This is a genomic window from Cupriavidus sp. a3, assembly GCF_051015765.1.
Lineage (GTDB): Bacteria > Pseudomonadota > Gammaproteobacteria > Burkholderiales > Burkholderiaceae > Cupriavidus > Cupriavidus oxalaticus_A.
Genome location: NZ_CP170643.1, coordinates 794572 through 813700, shown reverse-complemented (window position 1 = coordinate 813700; position 19129 = coordinate 794572). Strand labels below are relative to the sequence as shown.

Below are 19129 nucleotides of genomic sequence, written 5' to 3'. Positions count from 1 at the left end.
GTGGCACGGCTCTACTGCAAGGTCCCGACAAGGAAACGCGGCGCACGGCGCCGCGCTGTGCTGGGCCATCCCCGTGACCGGACCAGGGTCACAGCAGCTTCCCGACGCTACGGCCGATGCGCGGGTTGCCTGCACCCAGGCGTGCCAGATTGTCATCCAGCGCCTCGGGCACGTAAAGGTAATTCACCATCATGCCGCAGCTCTGGCTTCGGCCTTTGCGCGACAGGTCGGCGGCCCAGTTGAGCCGCTCGACACAGGCGCCGTTGCCGAGATGGAAGCGTGCCACCGGGTCCGCCGGCAGCGCCTGGTGGCGCTCGCGCACCAGGTAATGCGCGGCCAGCGCCATCGCGGTATCGCGCGTCAGCGGGTCGGCATCGGCGGGCGCTTCGGGCGACAGCGCCGCCAGCCACCCTGCCCCGTCGGCCGGCGCCTCGCCGTGGCGCTCGCGCCAGCGCGCCAGGCGCTTGTCGCCGAGCGCGCGAGAGATCGCCTCGGCGTCCTGCTTGCGCAGCCAGTCGGCAAACCCGGGAATCGGCGACAGCGTGGCGAACTGCTTGACCTTGGGAAATTCGCGCTGCAGTTCCTCGATCACGCGCTTGAGCAGGAAATTGCCGAAGCTGACGCCGCGCAGGCCGGCCTGCGTGTTGCTGATCGAGTAGAAGATGGCCCACTTTACGCGGCGCAGGTCTTCCAGCGGGGCGGCCTCGTCGAGCAATGTCTGGACATTGGCGGCCATCTCGGGGACGAACGCGACCTCGACGAAGATCAGCGGCTCGCGCGGGATGCGCGGATGGAAGAAGGCGTAGCAGCGGCGATCGGAGTCGAGCCGGTTGCGCAGGTCGGTCCACGAGGCGATCTCGTGTACGGCCTCATAACGGATCAGCTTTTCCAGCAGCGAGGCGGGCGAGTCCCAGGTGATCGGCTGCAGTTCCAGCAGGCCCACGTCGAACCAGTTGGAGAACAGCGCCTCGAGGTCGTCGTCGAGCACGCGCAGCCCCGGCACCCGGCGCTGCCAGCGCAGCATGTCGGCGCGCAGCTGGATCAGGAAGTGCAGCCCGCAGGCGCTGCTGCCGCGCTGGCCGTGGAGCGCGGCCAAACGCTTGAAGAAGCGGATGCGGGCGCTGGACAGGGCGTGGGTCAGTCCGGAATGGCCTGCCTTGCCGTCGGGCTTTGTGTCACCCCTGGCTTCACCCTTTGTGTCACCCTTGCCCTCGCCCTTGGCGTCGGCGGCCTTTTCGCCGCTGCTGCCGGCGACCTCCGCAAGCAACTCCAGCATGGCGCGCCGGGTGGCCTCGCCCGCGGCCTCGTACTCGGCCTGCCACGCCTGCGCAGCGGCATTGGCGGCACCGTCGGTCAGGCGGGCATCGAAGCACAGCCGCAACTGCTCGCGCTGTCGCCGCGCCACGCGCGTTGGCAACGGCACCTCGCCGTCGGCGTGCGCCACGCCGTTGGCTGCCTTGGTCGCGGCCTCGGCCTCGCCCTTGCGGCCCCACCAGCGGCCCAGCCGCGACAGGAAATTACTGCCGGCCGGCTCGCTCTCGCCCAGCGGCGCGCTGATTTTCCGGTCACCCGTGTCGAAGGAGTTCATGCGGTACCTGCCTTGTGCATCGATCGGAACGTAAAGGACTTGCCATGCTGCGGCGTAAAGCGTGGGGCGCGGGCCGCTAGTCGTCGCCGCCGGCCACGCGCAGTGGCGGCGGCGCCCGGGTCGGCTGGGCCGCGCCGGCGGCATGGTCGAGCGCCTGCAGGGCCGCGCGCTGGCGCAGCAGATGGGTCTTCATCATCGCCTCGGCGCCTTCAGGGTCGCGCGCCTTGAGCGCGGCGAACACCGACAGATGCTCGGCGCAGGACTCGTGGATGCGGCCGGGCAACTTCAGGCTCTTGTGGCGCGACAACCGCAGCACCTTGCGCAGGTCGCTGATCAGCCCCGACAGCCAGCGGTTGCCGGCCAGGCGCTGGATCGCCTCATGGATCTGCGCGTTGGTTTCGTAATAGGCATCGATATCGCCAGCCTGCGCATAGCGGGCCAGGTCGGCGTGCAGGCCGTCAAGCGCGTCCAGGTCGGCCCGCGTGGCGTTGCGCGCGGCCTCGTAGGCGCAGCGGCCTTCGAGCAGCGCCATCAGCGGGAAGATCTCGTCCAGGTCCTGCTCGGACAATTTATTGACAAAGCAACCGCGGCGCGGCTCGAGCCGGACCAGCCCTTCGGCAGCCAGCACCTTCAGCGCTTCGCGCAGCGGCGTGCGCGAGATGCCGAGCGACTCGGCCATCGCGCTTTCATCGATCCAGGCGCCGGGGGTCAGCGTATGGGCATCGATCATTGCGCGCAGCCGGTCTGCGACTTCGAGGTACAGCGCCTGCTGGACGATGCGCATTGCCACCCCCGGTTGAGGAATCCGTGGCCGGAACCATGCGTCCCGGTCGCCATAATTCATAATTATGGATTAGGGCGGCAACGATACAAGCGGTTTCGATGTTGCACTGCAGAATACGGGATCAATACGGAATCAGGCGTCGGAGAAAGCGTGCGAGGAAGCGCGCAAGAAAGCGCGTGAATGGCGCCTGCGTGGCGAGAAGGAGGTGCGGCGGGCGTTTCCATGCCTCCCTGCAAAGAAACGCCCGCGCCTGAAAGGACTACTGAACTGCTTGCATCGCCTGCGAATAGGTTCGTATCCGCTGCGTGGGTCATCATTCAAACCTGGCGCTGGCCCGGCGCCCCCCTCGAAACGCGCTTGCGCGCGGATTTTCCCGTTGCCCTGTTCTGTGGCGTGAAGCATCCGCCCCCAGTGGTCCGTGTGGACCCTCCCTGAACGCTTCCGTGGCGACTGTGGCTTGCCGCTCATCTTGTAACAGCATCGTTAGCGATTACCGTGCCAGTGGATCTAAGTCCTTGAATTTATTGATGGCACGCATCCGAAACTTGTTACAGATTACAATCAGTGTAACAGGATGTTTCTCGATTGTTACGAGGGTTTTCCCATGGCGCCAACCAGGCAAACCCGACTGTCGGCAATTGCATATGCAAAATGTGCCGCGGTCTTAATTTATCGATGCGAGAATGTGCCGCGCGCATCGCAATGGCCTGATTTCAAATGGTTGCATATCTGATACAAGCGCGCAGGGTCTTTTGCCGCGTTCCATTGGCCAATCCGCATTTCCATTTTCCCGGGAGCTTCCCTCATGCACGCCGGCAGCAGCGATTTCACGTTCTCTTCGTCCGCGGCCTTTGACACGGAGCCGGCGTCACCGCAACCTCTGCGCCTGTCTTTCACCGGGTCCGGATCGGAATATTTCCGTATCTGGATTGTTAATGTACTGCTGACCATCGTCACCTTCGGCATCTATTCCGCATGGGCCAAGGTGCGCACGCTGCAGTACTTCTATCGCAATACCCGGCTCGACGGGGCCAGCTTCGATTACCACGGCAAGCCCTCGGCGATCCTGAAAGGCCGCGCCATCGTGTTCGGCCTCGCCCTTGCGTTCCAGCTGGCCTCGAACGTATCGCCCTTCCTCGCGCTGGCGATGCTGGTGGCGCTGCTGGCGGTGTTCCCGCTGCTGCTGGTGCGCTCGCTGCGCTTCCGCATGGCCAATTCCAGCTACCGCGGCCTGCGCTTTGCCTTTACCGGCGGGGATGCCGAGGCCTACAAGGTATTCGTGCTGTGGCCGCTGGCGGCGGTGTTCACGCTGGGGCTGCTCGGCCCGCTGGCGCACCAGCGTTTCAAGCAGTACCAGCACCGCAACACGCGCTTCGGCACGGCGCCATTCGGCTTTGCCGCCGGCGCCGGCGAGTTCTACGGCGTCTACCTGCGGGCGTTCGGCGTGGTGCTGGCCACGGCTGTCGCCGGCATCGTGCTCAGCTTTGTCCTGGGCGCGGTGGTGGCACCGGGGACCAAGGGCCTCGCCGCCGCGGCGATCCTCGGCTTCGCGATTGCCGGTTTCTACCTGGGCCTGCTGGCGGTCAGCCCCTACCTGATGGCGCGCCTGCAGAACGTCGTATGGAGCCACACCACGCTCGCCCAGCACGCGTTCCGCTGCCAGGTCGGCGCGGGCCGCATGATCTTTATCTTCGTCACCAACCTGATCGCCATCGCGCTCACGCTGGGCCTGTACCTGCCTTTCGCGCGGGTGCGCGCTACGCGTTACCGGGTCGAAAGCGTGACCATGCTGGCCGCCGGCCCGCTCGACAGCTTTGTCGCCGGCGAGGTGCAGCAGGTCGGTGCGCTCGGCGATGCAGCAGTAGACTGGTACGACATCGACATCGCGCTCTGACTGCAGCGCCCGGTAGCGTCAGCACCATGATCCCAGTCACCTTCTTCGATGGCCGCACCTCGCGTGCGCATCCGGCAACCCTGGCCGTGGAAGCGCAGCAGGCGGTGCTGCGCGACGACAGCGGCGCCGAACTGCGCCGCGCGGCGCTGTCCGATGTGCGCGTATCCGAACGCGTACGGCGCGCGCCGCGGCTGGTCACGTTCGCCGACGGCGCCTTCTGCGAAATCAACGACCACGCCGCCTTCGACCACATGCTGGCCGCCACCGGCCATCGCGAAGGGCTGGTGTCTCGCGCGCAGAACAGCTGGCGCCTGGCGGGGATGGCGGTGGCGGCGCTGGTGGCGGTGCTGGTGCTGGGCTACTACGTGCTGCTGCCGTGGGGCGCGGGCGTGATGGCGCGCACGGTGCCGGCGGAAGTGGAGGCCCATCTGGGCAGGCTGACGCTGGCGAGCCTGGACAACGGCGTGGTCAAGCCGACGCAGCTGCCGCAGGCCGAGCAGGAACGCATCCGCCAGGGCTTTGCCGCGCTCAGGCGGCCGCCCGACGCGGGGCACGACTACCAGATCCTGTTCCGCCAGGGCGGTGAAATCGGCGCCAATGCCCTGGCGCTGCCCGGCGGCACCATCGTAGTCACCGACGAACTGGTCGGCCTGGCCGGCACCGGCGCCGGAATGATGGGGGTGCTGGCGCACGAAGCCGGCCACGTGGCGCGCCGCCACGGCCTGCAGCAGGTCATCCAGGCCTCGGCGCTGGGTGCGCTGTCGGCCTACCTGTTCGGCGATATCTCGACCGTACTGGCGGGCGTGCCGGCCGCCATGCTGACGCTGCGCTACTCGCGCGACCACGAGCGCGAGGCCGACGACTTTGCCATCGAGGTCATGCAGCGCAATGGCCTGCCGCCCGCGGCGCTAGCCGATGTGCTGGTCAAGCTGGAACATCGTGCGGGCGCCGGCGCGCCATCGTCGGCATCGTCGGCATCGTCGGCACCGGAGACCGCACCGGAGCGCGGCCAGGACTTCCTGTCGACGCACCCGCATACGCAGGCGCGCATCGACGCACTGCGCCGCGCCGGAAAGTAACCGCCCGCGGCGCCTTGGCTCAGGCCGCCGGCTGCGGCGCGCCCGCGCCCGGCTGGCGCCGGTAGGCCCAGATCACCATCGCGATGCCGGCCAGGATCATCGGCACGCTCAGCCACTGCCCCATCGACATCTTCAGCGCCAGCAGGCCCAGGAAGCTGTCCGGCTCGCGCGCGAATTCGGCGGCAAAGCGGAACGCGCCATAGCCGATCAGGAACACGCCCGAGACCGCGCCCATCGGCCGCGGCTTGCGCGCGAACAGCCACAGGATGATGAACAGCGCCACGCCTTCGCCGGCGAACTGGTACAGCTGCGACGGATGGCGCGGGATGTTGTCGCCCGCCTGCGGGAAGATCATGCCCCAGGGCAGGTCGGTCGCGCGGCCCCACAGCTCGCCGTTGATGAAATTGCCGATGCGGCCGGCGGCCAGCCCGCACGGGATCATCGGTGCGATGAAGTCGGTCACCTCCATCCAGTGGCGGCGGCGCAGCCTGCCGAACAGCCACATGGCCACGATCACGCCGAGAAAGCCGCCGTGGAAGGCCATGCCGCCCTCCCACACCTTGAAGATTTCCATCGGGTGCGACAGGTAGTACGTCGGCTTGTAGAACAGCACATAGCCCAGCCGCCCGCCCAGGATCACGCCCAGCACGCCGAAGAACAGCATGTCGTCGAGGTCGCGCGTGGTCCAGCCCTTGGCCGCCATGTGCGGCTGGCGGATGCGCAGGCGGCCGAACCACAGGAACATGATGAACCCGGCCAGGTACATCAGCCCGTACCAGCGGATGGCAAGCGGGCCCAGGTGGATGGCAACCGGGTCGAACTGGGGATGGATCAGCATGTTGGCGTGAATAAAGTTATCGGTATGGGCCGGCCGCGCGCTCAGCGCGGCGCCGCGGCGGCTAAGGTGGCCTCGGTGGCCTCGGTGGCCAGTGCGCCGGCAATCTCGATGAACGACCGCAGCACCGGCGCGACGCCGGCGCTGCCGCCGTCGCGCCAGGCCAGCCCGGTCTCGATCTGCGGGCCGGACTCGCGCAGCGCCAGGTACGACACGCCGGTGCGCCGGAGGTTGCACAGCGATGCCGGCACCAGCGCCACGCCCATGCCAGCCGACACCAGGCTGACAATGGTCTGCATCTGGATGGCTTCCTGCGCGATCGCCGGCACCAGGCCCTCGCGCGCATAGTAGCCCGTAATGATGTCATAAAACGCCGGCGCGCTTCGGCGCGGGAAGATGATCAGCGGTTCGGATGCTGCCTCGCGCAGCGATACCTTGCCGTCCTGCGCGAGCCCGCCTGCCGGCCGCCAGCCGTCGGCGACTGCCAGCACCAGCGGTTCGCTGACCAGCGGCAGGTAGGCCAGTCCGGGCGGCATCGCAGGCAGCTGTGGCCGGATCACCAGGCCCGCGTCGATCGCGCCTTCCAGCAGCGCTTCGAGCTGGACGTCGCTGGTGGCCTCGCGCAACTGCAGTTGCACCTCCGGATGACGCGCCCGGAACCGCCGCAGCAGGTCAGGCAGGATGCCGTAGTCGGCGGTGCTGACGAAGGCCAGCGACAGCGAACCCAGCTCGCCCCGCGCCAGCCGCTGCGCCAGCCCGGGCAGGGCCGCGGCATCGGCCAGCACCCGCCGCACCTCGGGCAGCCACTGCGCGCCGGCCGGTGTCAGCGCCACGGAGCGCCGCGTGCGCACGAACAGCGGCACGCCAAGTTCCTCCTCCAGCACCTGGATCTGCTGCGACAGCGGCGGCTGTGTCATCGATAGCCGTTGTGCGGCCCGGCCGAAATGCAGCTCTTCCGCCACGGTGACGAAGTAACGCAGCTGACGCAGGTCCAAGACGCCTCCTGATATTTTTTTCGACTCAATAGAGGGAAAATAATATATTTGACACTCCAAAATGCAAGGGGCATGCTTTCCGGCACAACATCGGCTGCCCGCGTGACAGCGCACAACTCCGCGGCGCCGGACATCCCCCGGAGACCCACCATGGCATTCAACAAACGCTCGCAGAACATCACCCAAGGCGTGGCGCGTTCCCCCAACCGCTCGATGTACTACGCCCTCGGCTACAAGAAGGAAGACTTCGACAAGCCGATGGTGGGCATCGCCAACGGTCACTCGACGATCACGCCGTGCAATGCCGGCCTGCAGCGCCTGGCCGACGCGGCGATCGACGCGGTCAAGGCGTCCGGCGCCAACCCGCAGGTGTTCGGCACGCCGACCATCTCGGACGGCATGTCGATGGGCACCGAGGGGATGAAGTACTCCCTGATCTCGCGCGAGGTCATCGCCGACTGCATCGAGACCGCGGCGCAGGGCCAGTGGATGGACGGCGTGGTCGTGATCGGCGGCTGCGACAAGAACATGCCCGGCGGCATGATCGCGCTGGCACGCACCAACGTGCCGGGCATCTATGTCTATGGCGGCACCATCAAGCCGGGCAACTGGAAGGGCAAGGACCTGACCATCGTGTCGTCGTTCGAAGCCGTAGGCGAATTCACCGCCGGCCGCATGAGCCAGGAAGACTTCGAGGGCGTCGAACAGCACGCCTGCCCGTCTACCGGCTCGTGCGGCGGCATGTACACCGCAAACACGATGAGTTCGTCGTTCGAGGCGCTGGGCATGTCGCTGCTGTACTCGTCGACCATGGCCAACCCGGACCAGGAGAAGGTCGACAGCGCGGCGGAATCTGCGCGCGTGCTGGTCGAGGCGATCAAGAAGGACATCAAGCCGCGTGACATCATCACGCGCCAGTCGATCGAGAATGCCGTGGCGCTGATCATGGCCACCGGAGGCTCGACCAACGCGGTGCTGCACTACCTCGCCATCGCGCATTCGGCGGAAGTCGAATGGACCATCGAGGACTTCGAGCGCATCCGCCGCAAGGTGCCGGTGATCTGCAACCTGAAGCCTTCGGGGCAATACGTGGCCACCGACCTGCACAAGGCGGGCGGCATCCCGCAGGTCATGAAGATCCTGCTCAAGGCCGGCCTGCTGCATGGCGACTGCCTGACCATTACCGGCCGCACGCTGGCCGAAGAACTCGAACACGTGCCAGACACCCCGCGTGCCGACCAGGATGTGATCCTGCCGATCGAAAAAGCGCTCTACAAGGAAGGCCACCTTGCCATCCTGAAGGGCAACCTGGCCGAGGAAGGCGCCGTCGCCAAGATCACCGGGCTGAAGAACCCGGTCATCACCGGCCCGGCGCGCGTGTTCGAGGACGAGCAGAGCGCGATGGAAGCCATCCTGGCCGACAAGATCAACGCCGGCGACGTGCTGGTGCTGCGCTACCTCGGCCCCAAGGGCGGCCCGGGCATGCCGGAAATGCTGGCGCCGACCTCGGCCATCATCGGCAAGGGACTGGGCGAGTCGGTCGGGTTTATCACCGATGGCCGCTTTTCGGGTGGTACCTGGGGCATGGTGGTCGGCCACGTCGCGCCTGAGGCGGCGGTGGGCGGCACGATCGCGCTGGTGCAGGAAGGGGACTCGATCACCATCGACGCGCACAAGCTGCTGCTGCAGCTGAACGTGCCGGAGGAAGAGCTGGCGAAGCGGCGTGCCGACTGGAAGGCGCCGGGGCCGCGCTATACGCGTGGGGTGCTGGCGAAGTTTTCGAAGCTGGCGTCGACGGCCAGCAAGGGTGCAGTGACGGATTGAGGCGCACTTGCCGGATGAGAAAAGCCCGCAATCCCGCGGGCTTTTTTGTTGGCTGATGCGTCTTGCATGCCGGCCGCGCCAAGGGGGGCGACGGCTCGCTTCAATCCCCGCCCGGCGTCCGCTCGATCTCCTCCAGCGTGGCGTCCAGCCACTCCACCAGCCGGGCCTCCAGCGACTGCGTCAGCTCGCTGGCGAGCTGCGCCGTCAGCGGCGCCAGCCGCGCCTGCAGCGTGGCTTCGGTATGGGCCTCGACCACCTGCGGCCACTCGGTGCGAAAGCGCAGCATCACGCGCGACAGCAGCTCGCTGCGCATGGCGCGCAGGTCGTCCTCGCCGGGATCGGTCGCCCCTGCCGGGGCTTGCGGCGCCGCTGCTTCGGCCTGCGGCTCCGCGCTATCGCCAGTATCGCCCACATGCATGACCATGCCGGATTCGGCCATGCCGAAGGTATCGATGACGCCCTCCTGCGTAGCGGCCTGCGGCTGCGCCGCCGATTCCGCATCCGGCAGTTCGACCACCTCCGTCAGCAGCGGAATGCTGTCGTTGGGCCCCGGCCGCGGAATCACCCGCGATGTGGTGCGTTCGCTCATGCTGCGTCTCCCTTGGGCTGGCCGATATCGTGATGCGTCAGCGGATAGCCGCGTTCGCGGTAGAAGCGGTAGCGCTGGCGGCCGGCTTCGCGGGCGGCGTCGCCGGACCCCACCACTTCAATCAGGCGTTCGAAACTGGCGAATTGCGCCGGCGGCTGGTCGGACACGTTGATCAGCAGCTGGTGGTGCGGCACGCCTTCGGTGGTGGCGGCCAGCAGGATCGGCGTGACCGCCGCATTGGGGTGTTCAAGCCCGCAATGCGGCAGGAAATCCAGCGCCGAAAAGGTCCACAGGCGCGCATCCAGGTCCGCCAGCTGCGCCGGCGTGCCGTGGATCACTACCTTCTGGCCGGCGCCGTAGGCCTTGCGGACCAGCCGGCAGACATAGCCGAGCGGGTCCGGCACGTTGCTGTGGAAGTCGATGCGCGTCATGGGCGTTTGCTGCTTGCGTTGCCGGGGTGGCTGACTGCTGCCGTCAGGCCGCGCGGTCCATCAGGAACTGCGTCAGCAGCGGCACCGGGCGGCCGGTGGCGCCCTTGGCCGCACCGCTCTTCCAGGCGGTGCCGGCGATGTCCAGGTGGGCCCAGTCGTACTTCTCGGTAAAGCGCGACAGGAAGCAGGCCGCGGTCACGCTGCCCGCCGGGCGCCCGCCGATATTGGCCATGTCGGCGAAGTTGGACTTGAGCTGGTCCTGGTACTCGTCATCGAGCGGCATGCGCCAGGCGGTATCCATGGCATGGCGGCCGGCCTGCAGCAGCTGGTCGGCCAGCATGTCGGAGCGCGAGTACAGGCCGCTGTTCTGGTGGCCCAGCGCGATGATGCAGGCGCCGGTCAGCGTGGCCACGTCGATCACCGCGGCCGGCTTGAAGCGCTCGACGTAGGTCAGCGCGTCGCAGAGGATCAGGCGGCCCTCGGCGTCGGTGTTCAGGATCTCGATGGTCTGGCCCGACATGCTGGTGACGACATCGCCCGGCTTGGTGGCGACGCCGCTGGGCATGTTCTCGCAGGTCGGCACCACGGCCACGACGTTGAGCTTCAGGCCCATCTCGGCCACGGCCTGGATGGTGCCCAGCACCGAGGCGGCGCCGCACATGTCGTACTTCATCTCGTCCATGCCCTCGCCCGGCTTGAGCGAGATGCCGCCGGTGTCGAAGGTGATGCCCTTGCCCACCAGCACCACCGGCGCCTGCTTGGCACCGGCGCCGTCATAGCGCAGCACGATGAACTGCGGCGGCTCCTCGCTGCCCTTGGTCACGGCCAGGAAGGCGCCCATGTTGAGCGCCTCGATCTGCTTGCGGCCCAGCACTTCGGCCTTGAGCTTGTGGCGCTTGGCGATGCTGCGCGCGGCATTGGCCAGGTAGGTCGGGGTGCAGATATTGGACGGCAGGTTGCCCAGGTCACGCGTCACTTCCATGCCGTTGGCGATGGCGGTGCCGCGCACAGCGGCCTGGGTGGCGGCGCGGGCGTCGCTGCTGTCGACCGCGATCACGACCTTGCGCAGCGATGACTTGTCGGCGCCGTTGGGCTTGCCGTTGGCATTGGCGCGCTTCAGGCCGGGGTGGCGCTCGAGCAACCGGTAGCCGGCGTCGCGCACCAGCGTGATGGTGCTGATGATGGCCCACGAAACGTCGCGCTGCTGCGGCGCCTGCTGCGCCAGGCACCACAGCGCGGTGGTGGCGCGCGTGGACGACAAGGCACGCACCGCGGTGCGCACGGCGTCGGCAAAGGCCTTGTCCGAGAACTCGGCTTCCTTGCCCAGGCCCACCAGCAGCACGCGCGCGGCGCCGACGCCGGCCACTTCGTGCAACATCAGGTGGGTGCCGCGCTTGCCTTCGAAGTCGCCCTGCTTGACCAGCCGCGCCACCAAGCCCTTGGTGGCCGTATCCAGCGCCTTGGCCACGCCGGCCAGGTTCTGGCCCTCGAACAGGCCGACCACGAGGCAGTCGGTCTTGGTCGCCAGGAAACCATTTTGGCCGGCTTTGCTCAAATCAAGGGCTTTTGTGCTAAATTCCATCGCGCTTCCTTCCAGGGGCTCGTTAGACACGAAAGCCTCCATTATCCGCGATTTTTACCCCGCGACCTGCCGCCGCTGATACGCCCCGGCCACGCTGACAGCCAGTTGTGCTGCCAGCCCGCTGTTCTGCCAGGCACCTCGCACGGCACATCGCCCGCTCCGGCCGGCAGCCCGGAACCGAACCCGCATGATCCTTCAACAAGCCCTGCGACGCGAGCTCGCCTACACCGCCGGGGCGGTGTTCCTGGTGATGCTGACCTTCATGCTCACGTCGCTCGTGATCCGCATCCTGGGATTGGCCGCCAACGGCAAGGCCAGTCCCAACGACGTGCTGATGCTGATCGGCCTGGCCACCATCGGCTACCTGTCCATCCTGCTGTCGGCCACCCTGTTTATCTCGACCCTGATCGTGCTCACGCGCTGGTACAAGGATTCGGAGATGGTGGTGTGGTTCTCGGCCGGCATCTCGCTGCGCGACCTGGTCAAGCCGGTGCTGCAGTTCGCCGCGCCGTTCATCGTGCTGGCGCTGCTGCTGGGCATGTTCGCGTGGCCGTGGGCCAACCAGCAGAGCGCGCTGTTCCGCGACCGCTTCGAGCAGCGCGGGGTGATGTCGATGATCGCCGCCGGCCGCTTCATCGAGCCGGCCAAGGCCAACTACGTGCTGTTCATCGAGGGCATGGACCCCGGCATGAAGTTCGCGCGCAATGTCTTCGTCGCCAATGCCGAGGCCGACAAGATCGGCGTGGCGCTGGCGCACCAGGGCAAGTTCGAGACCATGCCCAATGGCGACCGCCTGGTGGTGATGGAGAACGGCCGCCGCTATTCCGGCACGCCCGGCCAGATCGACTACCGCATCGTCGAGTTCGAACGCTACGCGGTCAAGGTGGACAGCAAGCCGCCCGAGTCCGAGGCCAAGTTGCCGCCCAAGAGCCGCGACACCATCGAGCTGATCCGCAACCCCACGCGCGAGAACCTGGGCGAGCTGATCTGGCGTATCTCGCTGCCGATCCTGGCGTTTAACTTCGTGATGATCGCGATCCCCCTGGCCTATGTGAACCCGCGCCTGGGCCGCTATACCCCGCTGGTGTTCGCGGTGCTGATCTACCTGACCTACAGCAACCTGGTCAACCTGACGCAGTCCTGGGTGCGCAACGGCTCGGTGCCGTTCTGGCTGGCCTGGTGGCCGATCCACCTGACGGTGTTCCTGGGGGCGCTGATGCTGTTCCGCTACCGGCAGAACCGCAGCCTGGGCGGCTGGCGCGCCGTGTTCGGCCTGAAACGGCGCAATGCCGCCACCAGCGGGAGCCAGGCATGAGGATCCTGCGCGTCTATGAACGCTACTTCGGGCGGCTGGTCTATAGCGTGTTCGCCTTCATCCTGTTCGCGGTGCTGTCGCTGTTCGTGTTCTTCGACATGCTCAACGAGCTGGAGAACGTCAACGCCCAGTACACCTCGCTGGTGGCGCTGTTCCACGTGCTGCTGCAGGCCCCTACCCGGGTCTACGAGGTGCTGCCGATCGCGGTGCTGATCAGTGCGATCTACGTGTTCTCGCAGCTGGCCAGCCAGTCCGAGTTCACCATCTTCCGTGTCGCCGGCCTGAATACGCGGCAGGCGCTGTTCTCGCTGTTCAAGCTGGCGGTGCCGCTGGCGATCGTGACCTTTCTCTTCGGCGAGTTCATCGGCCCGCGCGCGGAGCAGTATGCGCAGAAGCTCAAGCTCGAGGCGATCGGCGCGACGGTATCGGCGGGCTTCCGTTCCGGCGTCTGGGTCAAGGACCGCGACCAGGATCCGGCCGGCGGCGGCGAGATCACCCGCTTCGTCAACGTGGCGGGGCTGCGCCCGGACCAGACCATCACCGGCATCACCATCTACGAATTCGACCCGCAATACCGCCTGCGCGTGATCCGCGTGGCCAACGAAGGCCGCTACCAGGGCGGCCAGGCGTGGGAACTGCAAGGGGTCAGCGAGACGCGCTTTACCGAGCTGATGCCGCAGGCCGATCCGGCCAAGCCCGCGCCGCCGCGTGATGCACTGGCGCCGGATTTCCGCGCCGAGCAGCTCAAATTCCCGCGCGTGGCGATGCACTCGGAGCTGACACCGCAGATCCTGTCGGTGCTGCTGGTGACGCCGGAGCGGATGTCGACGCTGGACCTGTTCCGCTATATCCGCCACCTGCGCGACAACAAGCAGGACACGCAGCGCTACGAGATCGCGTTCTGGAAAAAGGTGATCTACCCGCTGACGCTGTTCGTGATGGTGGCGCTGGCCCTGCCCTTTGCCTACCTGCACGCGCGTGCCGGGGCGGTGGGCGTGAAGGTGTTCGGCGGCATCATGCTGGGGCTGTCGTTCCACCTGTCGAATACGCTGTTCTCGCACGTCGGCCTGCTGCATACCTGGCCGCCGATCATCTCCGCGCTGGTGCCAGGCACGCTTTACCTGACGGTGGCGCTGCTGGCGCTGCGCTGGGTCGACCGGCACTGAGGACGGCCATGGCAGCTTCCGGTCGTGCCCTGGTCCTGTTCGCACACGGCGCGCGCGATGCGCGCTGGCGCGAGCCGTTCGAGCGGCTGCAGCAGAAGCTGGTTGCCGCCCTGCCCGGCTGCGAAGTGCGGCTGTCGTTCCTGGAACTGATGTCGCCCCTGCTGCCGGATACGCTGGCGGAACTTGCCGCGGGCGGCGTGGCCGAGGTCACCGTGGTGCCGGTGTTCTTTGGCCAGGGCGGCCATATCCGGCGCGACCTGCCTGCCCTTCTCGACCAGTGCCGGCAGGCCCATCCTGGCCTGCAGCTTCACTGCGCGGCCGCGGTCGGCGAGTCCGATGCGGTGCTGGATGCGATCGCGGCTTACTGCATGGCGTCGCTGCCGGGCGCGGATCGCGCACAGCCCTGAGCGGCACCTTGCCTCGAAACAATGAAAAAAGCCCCGTGCCGGCATACCGGCACGGGGCTTTGTCATTCTGGCGTGCGCTTGTGGCTCAGGCAGCGCGCGGCGTGCGCACTTCAGTCACGCCCACGTCCTCCCGCGGCGCCTCCGTCGCGCGCGCGGCCAGCGCGGCGCCGATCATCAGCAAGCTGGGTTGCACCGGGTCAATCCATGCCGCCGCTTCCCCGGCCGCCATCTGGCCGAGCGTGAACTCGCGGCTGCGCTGGCGCGGCGTGGTGGCGGCTTCCACCACCCATGCCGGCGTCGACGCGGGCTTGCCGTGCGCGATCAGTTGCGCGGCGATCGAGGCGGCCTGGTCGCGGCCCATGTAGTAGACCAGCGTGTCGGCCCTGACCGCGGCTTCGATATCGGGCGAACCCTCGCCGTCCGCCGCCTTGGCCTGCGTGGCAAACGCCACGCTGCGCGACACGCCGCGCCTGGTCAGCGGCTTGCCGATGGCCGACGCGGCCGCCAGCGCCGCGGTGATGCCGGGCACCACCTCATATTCGATGCCGGCCGCTTCCAGCGCCTGCAGTTCCTCGTCGGCGCGGCCGAACAGCATCGGGTCGCCGCCCTTCAGGCGCACCACGCGCTCGTACTTGCCGGCCAGGTCGACGATCTGGCGATTGATGAACAGCTGCGCGGTGGAGCGCTGGCCGCAGCGCTTGCCGACTTCGACCAGTTCCGCCTGCGGACACCAGGCCAGCATCTCCGGCGACACCAGTGCATCGTGCAGCACCACCTGGGCTTCGCCCAAAAGCCGTGCACCACGCACCGTAATGAGGTCTGCCGCACCGGGGCCTGCCCCGATGAGGTACACCTTGCCGTAAGTCTTCCGTGCCTGCTTGCCCATCTCCAGCCCCTCGTCCGCCGTGTTCCTGTTGATTACCGATCAGGAGAACGCACGGATCATGCCTGCGGCCACCGTGTGGTTGGTCGCCTCGTCGATCAGCACGAAGGCGCCCGTTGCCGGATTATCGCCGTAGGCATCGCACACGATCGGCTTCTGCAGCGAGATCTGCACCGAACCGATATCGTTCAGGCGGATGTCGTGGCGGCCGGTCTCGTGCGACAGCGTGTGCACGTCCAGCACGCGGTCCACCGCCGACACGCGCGCGAACACGCTGGCCGTGGTGTGCTTGAGCACGTACTTGCGCGACGGGTTCAGCGACTCGTCGTCGAACCAGCACAGGTCGGCCTGCAGCTTCTTGGCCGACGCCGCGGTCGCGTCGGCGGCAACGAACATGTCACCGCGTGACACATCGACGTCCTCGGCCAGGCGCACGGTGACCGTGTCGCCGACGTTGGCCGATTCAGCGGCGCCATTCGGTGTCAGCACTTCGGCCACCACCGCTTCGCGGTTGGCGGGCAGCACGCGCAGCTTCTGGCCGACGCGCACGGTGCCGGCTTCCACGCGGCCGGCATAGCCGCGGAAATCGTCCGATTGCGAACCGTCCTGGCGGATCACCAGCTGCACCGGGAAGCGCAGCGCGGCGTCATCCTCGGGCGCGGCTTCTTCCACCGGCAGCTCTTCCAGCAGCGGCAGCAGCGGCTCGCCCTGGTACCACGGCATGGCGTCGCTCTCGTGCACGATGTTGTCGCCGCGCAGCGCGGAGACCGGCACATAGCGCACGTCCTTCAGGCCCAGTTGCTCGGCCAGTTCGGTATAGGCGGTGCGGATCTCGTTGAAGCGCTGCTCGCTGTAATCAACCAGGTCCATCTTGTTGACGGCGACGATCACGTGCTGGATTTCCAGCAGCTTCAGGATCGCCGAGTGGCGCTTGGTCTGCGCCAGCAGTTCGGCGCGGCCGTCATTGACGGTGACGCGCGTGGCATCGACCAGCACGATGGCCGCATGCGCGGTGGAGGCGCCGGTGACCATGTTGCGGGTGTACTGCTCGTGGCCCGGCGTATCCGCGATGATGAACTTGCGGCGCGCGGTCGAGAAGTAGCGGTAGGCCACGTCGATGGTGATGCCCTGCTCGCGCTCGGCTTCCAGGCCGTCGGTCAGCAGCGAGAAGTCGATCTGCTCGCCCGCGGTGCGCTTGTTCTTGGCGTTGGCCAGCGCGGTCAGCTGGTCGGACAGCACGGCCTTGCTGTCGTACAGCAGGCGGCCGATCAGCGTGCTCTTGCCGTCGTCGACGGAGCCGGCGGTGATGAAGCGCAGCAGGCCTTGATGAGTTGCTTGGTGAGTCATGTCTGAATCCTTTGCTGCGGCTTAGAAGTAGCCTTCCTTCTTGCGGCGCTCCATCGAGGCTTCGCTCGTCTGGTCGTCCATGCGGGTGGCGCCGCGCTCGGTGATCTCGGTCACCGCGGTCTCGGCGATGATCGCTTCCGGCGAATCGGCAACGCTGGCCACCGGGCAGGTGCAGCTGATGTCGCCGACGGTGCGGAAGCGCACCGACAGCACTTCGCTGACGTCGCCGTCCTGCTTGGGCGTGATCGGCGTGACCGGCACCAGCAGGCCGTTCTTGCGCACCACTTCGCGCTGGTGCGCGTAGTAGATCGGCGGCAGCGCCAGGTTTTCGCGGGCGATGTACTGCCACACGTCCAGCTCGGTCCAGTTCGAGATCGGGAACACGCGCATCTGCTCGCCCTGCGCCATGCGGGCGTTGTACAGGCTCCACAGCTCGGGGCGCTGGGCCTTCGGGTCCCACTGGCCGAACTCGTCGCGGAACGAGAAGATGCGTTCCTTGGCGCGGGCCTTCTCTTCGTCGCGGCGGGCGCCGCCCATCAGCGCGTCGAACTTGTGCGCCTCGATGGTTTCCAGCAGCGTCACGGCCTGCGCCGCGTTGCGCGAATCGGTTTCCTTGCGCAGGCGCACGGTGCCACGCTTGATCGAGTCTTCCACATGGCCCACCACCAGGCGCGCACCCAGTTCGGCCACGCGCTGGTCGCGGAACTCGATCACTTCCGGGTAGTTGTGGCCGGTGTCGATATGCACCAGCGGGAACGGCAGCTCGATCTTGCGGTCGCCCAGGCGGAAGGCCTTCAGCGCCAGGTGCAGCATCACGATCGAGTCCTTGCCGCCGGAGAACAGCAGCGCCGGGTTGCGGCACTCGGCCACCACCTCGCGGATGATGTAGATCGATTCCGCTTCGAGGCGGTCGAGATGGTCGTTCTGTACCTGCAACAGGTGCGCCACACTGGAGGTGGCTTCTGCGATGTCGTTCATGATGCCCATTTTTGTACCGGCCTCAATGCTTGATGTTCTGTTCGTGGAGCCCGCACTCTTTCGAGTCCTTGCTCTCCCACCACCAGCGTCCCGCGCGCACATCCTCGCCCGCGCGTACCGCACGCGTACAGGGTTCGCAGCCGATGCTGGGATAGCCCTTGGCGTGCAGGTCGTTGACCGGCACGTCGTGGCGCTTCAGGTAGGCCCACACTTCGGCCTCGCTCCAGTCCGCCAGCGGATTGAACTTGGGGATGCCGCGGGCGTCGTCCATTTCCTCGAACGGCAGCTCGGCGCGCGTCACGGCCTGCTCGCGGCGCTGGCCGGTCAGCCAGGCGTCGGCGTGCGACAGCGCGCGGTTGAGCGGCTCGACCTTGCGGATGCCGCAGCATTCCTTGCGCAGGTCGATGCTGTCGTAGAAGGCGTTCAGGCCGTGCTTCTTCAGGTAGTTCTCGACCGCCTCGGCGTCCGGCGTGTATTGCTCGATGCTGTAGCCGTAGTGCGACTGCACCTTGTCGAGCACCGCCAGCGTCTCGGCGTGCAGGCGCCCGGTCTGCAGCGTGAAGACGCGGATGCCGGCGCGCACGGCGGGGGTGCCGCGCAGGATGGCATCGGTCAGCACCATGTCTTCGGCAGCCAGGCTGGAGGCAAAGCGCGCGCGGTAGAAACGCGCGGCGATGCCGGCCAGGCGCTCGCCCAGCTCGCGCTCCTTCTGTTCCAGCGCTTCGATGCTGCCGGTGTATTCCGGCGCCACCCACAGCGCGGGCGGCCGCAGTCCCGACACCGCACTGGCATCGACCACCGCGATATCGCTCAGCACCGTGCTCATGCCGTCGCCTTCGGCTGCACGGCGCCGCCTTCGGTGCGGGCACGGCGGAACAGCGGCAGCGGCTCGTCGACCGAAGCCTGGTAGGTCACGGTGAACTCGGTGAAGCCCTTGATGGCGTCGTCGATGTTCTTGTCGGCGCGGACCGCGAAGGCATCGAAGCCGCAGCGCTTCATGAAGTTGAGCTGGTCGCGCAGCACGTCGCCGACGGCGCGCAGCTGGCCTTCCCACTTGTAGCGGGTGCGCAGCAGGTAGGCCGTGGAGAAGCCGCGGCCGTCGCGGAACACCGGGAAGTCCACCGCTACCAGCGACACGCGGTCGAAGTACGCGGCGGCATCGCCCGGCTCGTCTTCCGGCGCCAGCCACACGCCGGTGCGGGCCGCGTCGCGGCCGGCCAGCAGCGCTTCATTGGCCTTCCACACCGGCAGCGGGAACAGCACGGCGTCCTGGCTTTGCACTGCGGCGGCGATGCGCTCTTCGGTCAGCGGTTGCTCTTCAGTGGCGCGCAGCACGGTCCAGTTGTCTTCGACGATCACCGGGGTGACGTTCGCACTGCCCGTTGCATCCTGGCGTTGCAGTTGAATGATCTTTGCCATGTTCAGTCTCTCC

General features: G+C 67.3%; 18 protein-coding genes. 6 read left to right on the top strand and 12 right to left on the bottom strand.

The genetic code is table 11. The features are described 5' to 3' along the window. Positions 1-88: 88 nt before the first annotated feature. Both ACAD63_RS03855 and ACAD63_RS03850 read right to left on the bottom strand, forming a co-directional pair. Positions 89-1588 carry a malonyl-CoA decarboxylase domain-containing protein gene (locus ACAD63_RS03855; protein ID WP_135705837.1) on the bottom strand — a complete coding sequence of 500 codons (1500 nt, stop codon included), beginning with the start codon at positions 1586-1588 and terminating at the stop codon, positions 89-91. Between the two features lie 76 nt (positions 1589-1664). After that, complete coding sequence (locus ACAD63_RS03850; protein ID WP_133092171.1) at positions 1665-2372, bottom strand: GntR family transcriptional regulator; 708 nt, start codon at positions 2370-2372, stop codon at positions 1665-1667. An 805-nt stretch (positions 2373-3177) separates the two neighbouring features. Between ACAD63_RS03850 and ACAD63_RS03845 the strand changes: the two genes are divergently transcribed. Together ACAD63_RS03845 and ACAD63_RS03840 are read left to right on the top strand one after the other, a co-directional pair. After that, positions 3178-4266: a YjgN family protein gene (locus ACAD63_RS03845; RefSeq protein WP_135705839.1), complete on the top strand. Its 1089-nt coding sequence runs from the start codon at positions 3178-3180 to the stop codon at positions 4264-4266. A 26-nt stretch (positions 4267-4292) separates the two neighbouring features. Then, positions 4293-5345 (top strand): M48 family metallopeptidase, encoded by a 1053-nt coding sequence (locus ACAD63_RS03840; RefSeq protein WP_133092173.1) that lies wholly within the window; start codon positions 4293-4295, stop codon positions 5343-5345. A 19-nt stretch (positions 5346-5364) separates the two neighbouring features. Here the strand turns inward: ACAD63_RS03840 and lgt are convergent, their stop codons facing one another. Both lgt and ACAD63_RS03830 read right to left on the bottom strand, forming a co-directional pair. Further along, on the bottom strand, positions 5365-6183 hold the full coding sequence (gene lgt / locus ACAD63_RS03835) for a prolipoprotein diacylglyceryl transferase (RefSeq protein WP_133092174.1): 819 nt from the start codon (positions 6181-6183) through the stop codon (positions 5365-5367). A gap of 41 nt (positions 6184-6224) precedes the next feature. Continuing rightward, entirely contained in the window at positions 6225-7175 is a 951-nt protein-coding gene (locus ACAD63_RS03830) for a LysR family transcriptional regulator (protein ID WP_434033435.1), read from the bottom strand. 150 nt (positions 7176-7325) lie between these two features. On the opposite strand from ACAD63_RS03830, the gene ilvD reads away from it, so the two are divergent. After that, positions 7326-8999 carry a dihydroxy-acid dehydratase gene (ilvD, locus tag ACAD63_RS03825; RefSeq protein WP_195427233.1) on the top strand — a complete coding sequence of 558 codons (1674 nt, stop codon included), beginning with the start codon at positions 7326-7328 and terminating at the stop codon, positions 8997-8999. 100 nt (positions 9000-9099) lie between these two features. On the opposite strand, the gene ACAD63_RS03820 is transcribed toward ilvD, so the two are convergent. Genes ACAD63_RS03820 through ACAD63_RS03810 form a run of 3 tightly spaced genes read right to left on the bottom strand, consistent with a single transcriptional unit; the run spans position 9100 to position 11601 of the window. Next, positions 9100-9588 (bottom strand): hypothetical protein, encoded by a 489-nt coding sequence (locus ACAD63_RS03820; protein ID WP_135705846.1) that lies wholly within the window; start codon positions 9586-9588, stop codon positions 9100-9102. Next, positions 9585-10019 carry a DNA polymerase III subunit chi gene (locus ACAD63_RS03815; protein ID WP_434033434.1) on the bottom strand — a complete coding sequence of 145 codons (435 nt, stop codon included), beginning with the start codon at positions 10017-10019 and terminating at the stop codon, positions 9585-9587. Before ACAD63_RS03815 ends, ACAD63_RS03820 begins: the two co-directional genes overlap by 4 nt. Positions 10020-10062: 43 nt before the next feature. Continuing rightward, positions 10063-11601 (bottom strand): leucyl aminopeptidase, encoded by a 1539-nt coding sequence (locus ACAD63_RS03810; protein WP_133092179.1) that lies wholly within the window; start codon positions 11599-11601, stop codon positions 10063-10065. A 187-nt stretch (positions 11602-11788) separates the two neighbouring features. Here ACAD63_RS03810 and lptF point away from each other — a divergent pair, with 187 nt between their 5' ends. Genes lptF through ACAD63_RS03795 form a run of 3 tightly spaced genes read left to right on the top strand, consistent with a single transcriptional unit; the run spans position 11789 to position 14489 of the window. Then, positions 11789-12916 carry an LPS export ABC transporter permease LptF gene (lptF, locus tag ACAD63_RS03805; protein WP_133092180.1) on the top strand — a complete coding sequence of 376 codons (1128 nt, stop codon included), beginning with the start codon at positions 11789-11791 and terminating at the stop codon, positions 12914-12916. Then, positions 12913-14082, top strand: a complete 1170-nt coding sequence (gene lptG / locus ACAD63_RS03800; protein ID WP_133092181.1) for an LPS export ABC transporter permease LptG — start codon at positions 12913-12915, stop codon at positions 14080-14082. Before lptF ends, lptG begins: the two co-directional genes overlap by 4 nt. 8 nt (positions 14083-14090) lie before the next feature. Continuing rightward, a complete protein-coding gene (locus tag ACAD63_RS03795) occupies positions 14091-14489 on the top strand; it encodes a sirohydrochlorin chelatase (protein ID WP_133092182.1) in 399 nt (132 codons plus the stop codon). A gap of 85 nt (positions 14490-14574) precedes the next feature. Here ACAD63_RS03795 and cobA read toward each other — a convergent pair whose 3' ends face one another. Genes cobA through ACAD63_RS03770 form a run of 5 tightly spaced genes read right to left on the bottom strand, consistent with a single transcriptional unit; the run spans position 14575 to position 19116 of the window. Further along, entirely contained in the window at positions 14575-15375 is an 801-nt protein-coding gene (cobA, locus tag ACAD63_RS03790) for a uroporphyrinogen-III C-methyltransferase (RefSeq protein ID WP_133092183.1), read from the bottom strand. A 39-nt stretch (positions 15376-15414) separates the two neighbouring features. Next, entirely contained in the window at positions 15415-16719 is a 1305-nt protein-coding gene (locus tag ACAD63_RS03785; RefSeq protein WP_133092184.1) for a sulfate adenylyltransferase subunit 1, read from the bottom strand. A 21-nt stretch (positions 16720-16740) separates the two neighbouring features. Next, positions 16741-17706 (bottom strand): sulfate adenylyltransferase subunit CysD, encoded by a 966-nt coding sequence (gene cysD / locus ACAD63_RS03780; protein ID WP_133092185.1) that lies wholly within the window; start codon positions 17704-17706, stop codon positions 16741-16743. Positions 17707-17719: 13 nt separating this feature from the next. Continuing rightward, positions 17720-18523, bottom strand: a complete 804-nt coding sequence (locus ACAD63_RS03775; protein ID WP_133092186.1) for a phosphoadenylyl-sulfate reductase — start codon at positions 18521-18523, stop codon at positions 17720-17722. Further along, the gene (locus ACAD63_RS03770; RefSeq protein WP_434033433.1) at positions 18520-19116 is read right to left on the bottom strand and encodes a DUF934 domain-containing protein; all 597 of its coding nucleotides are present in this window, start codon (positions 19114-19116) and stop codon (positions 18520-18522) included. Before ACAD63_RS03770 ends, ACAD63_RS03775 begins: the two co-directional genes overlap by 4 nt. Positions 19117-19129: the final 13 nt, after the last annotated feature.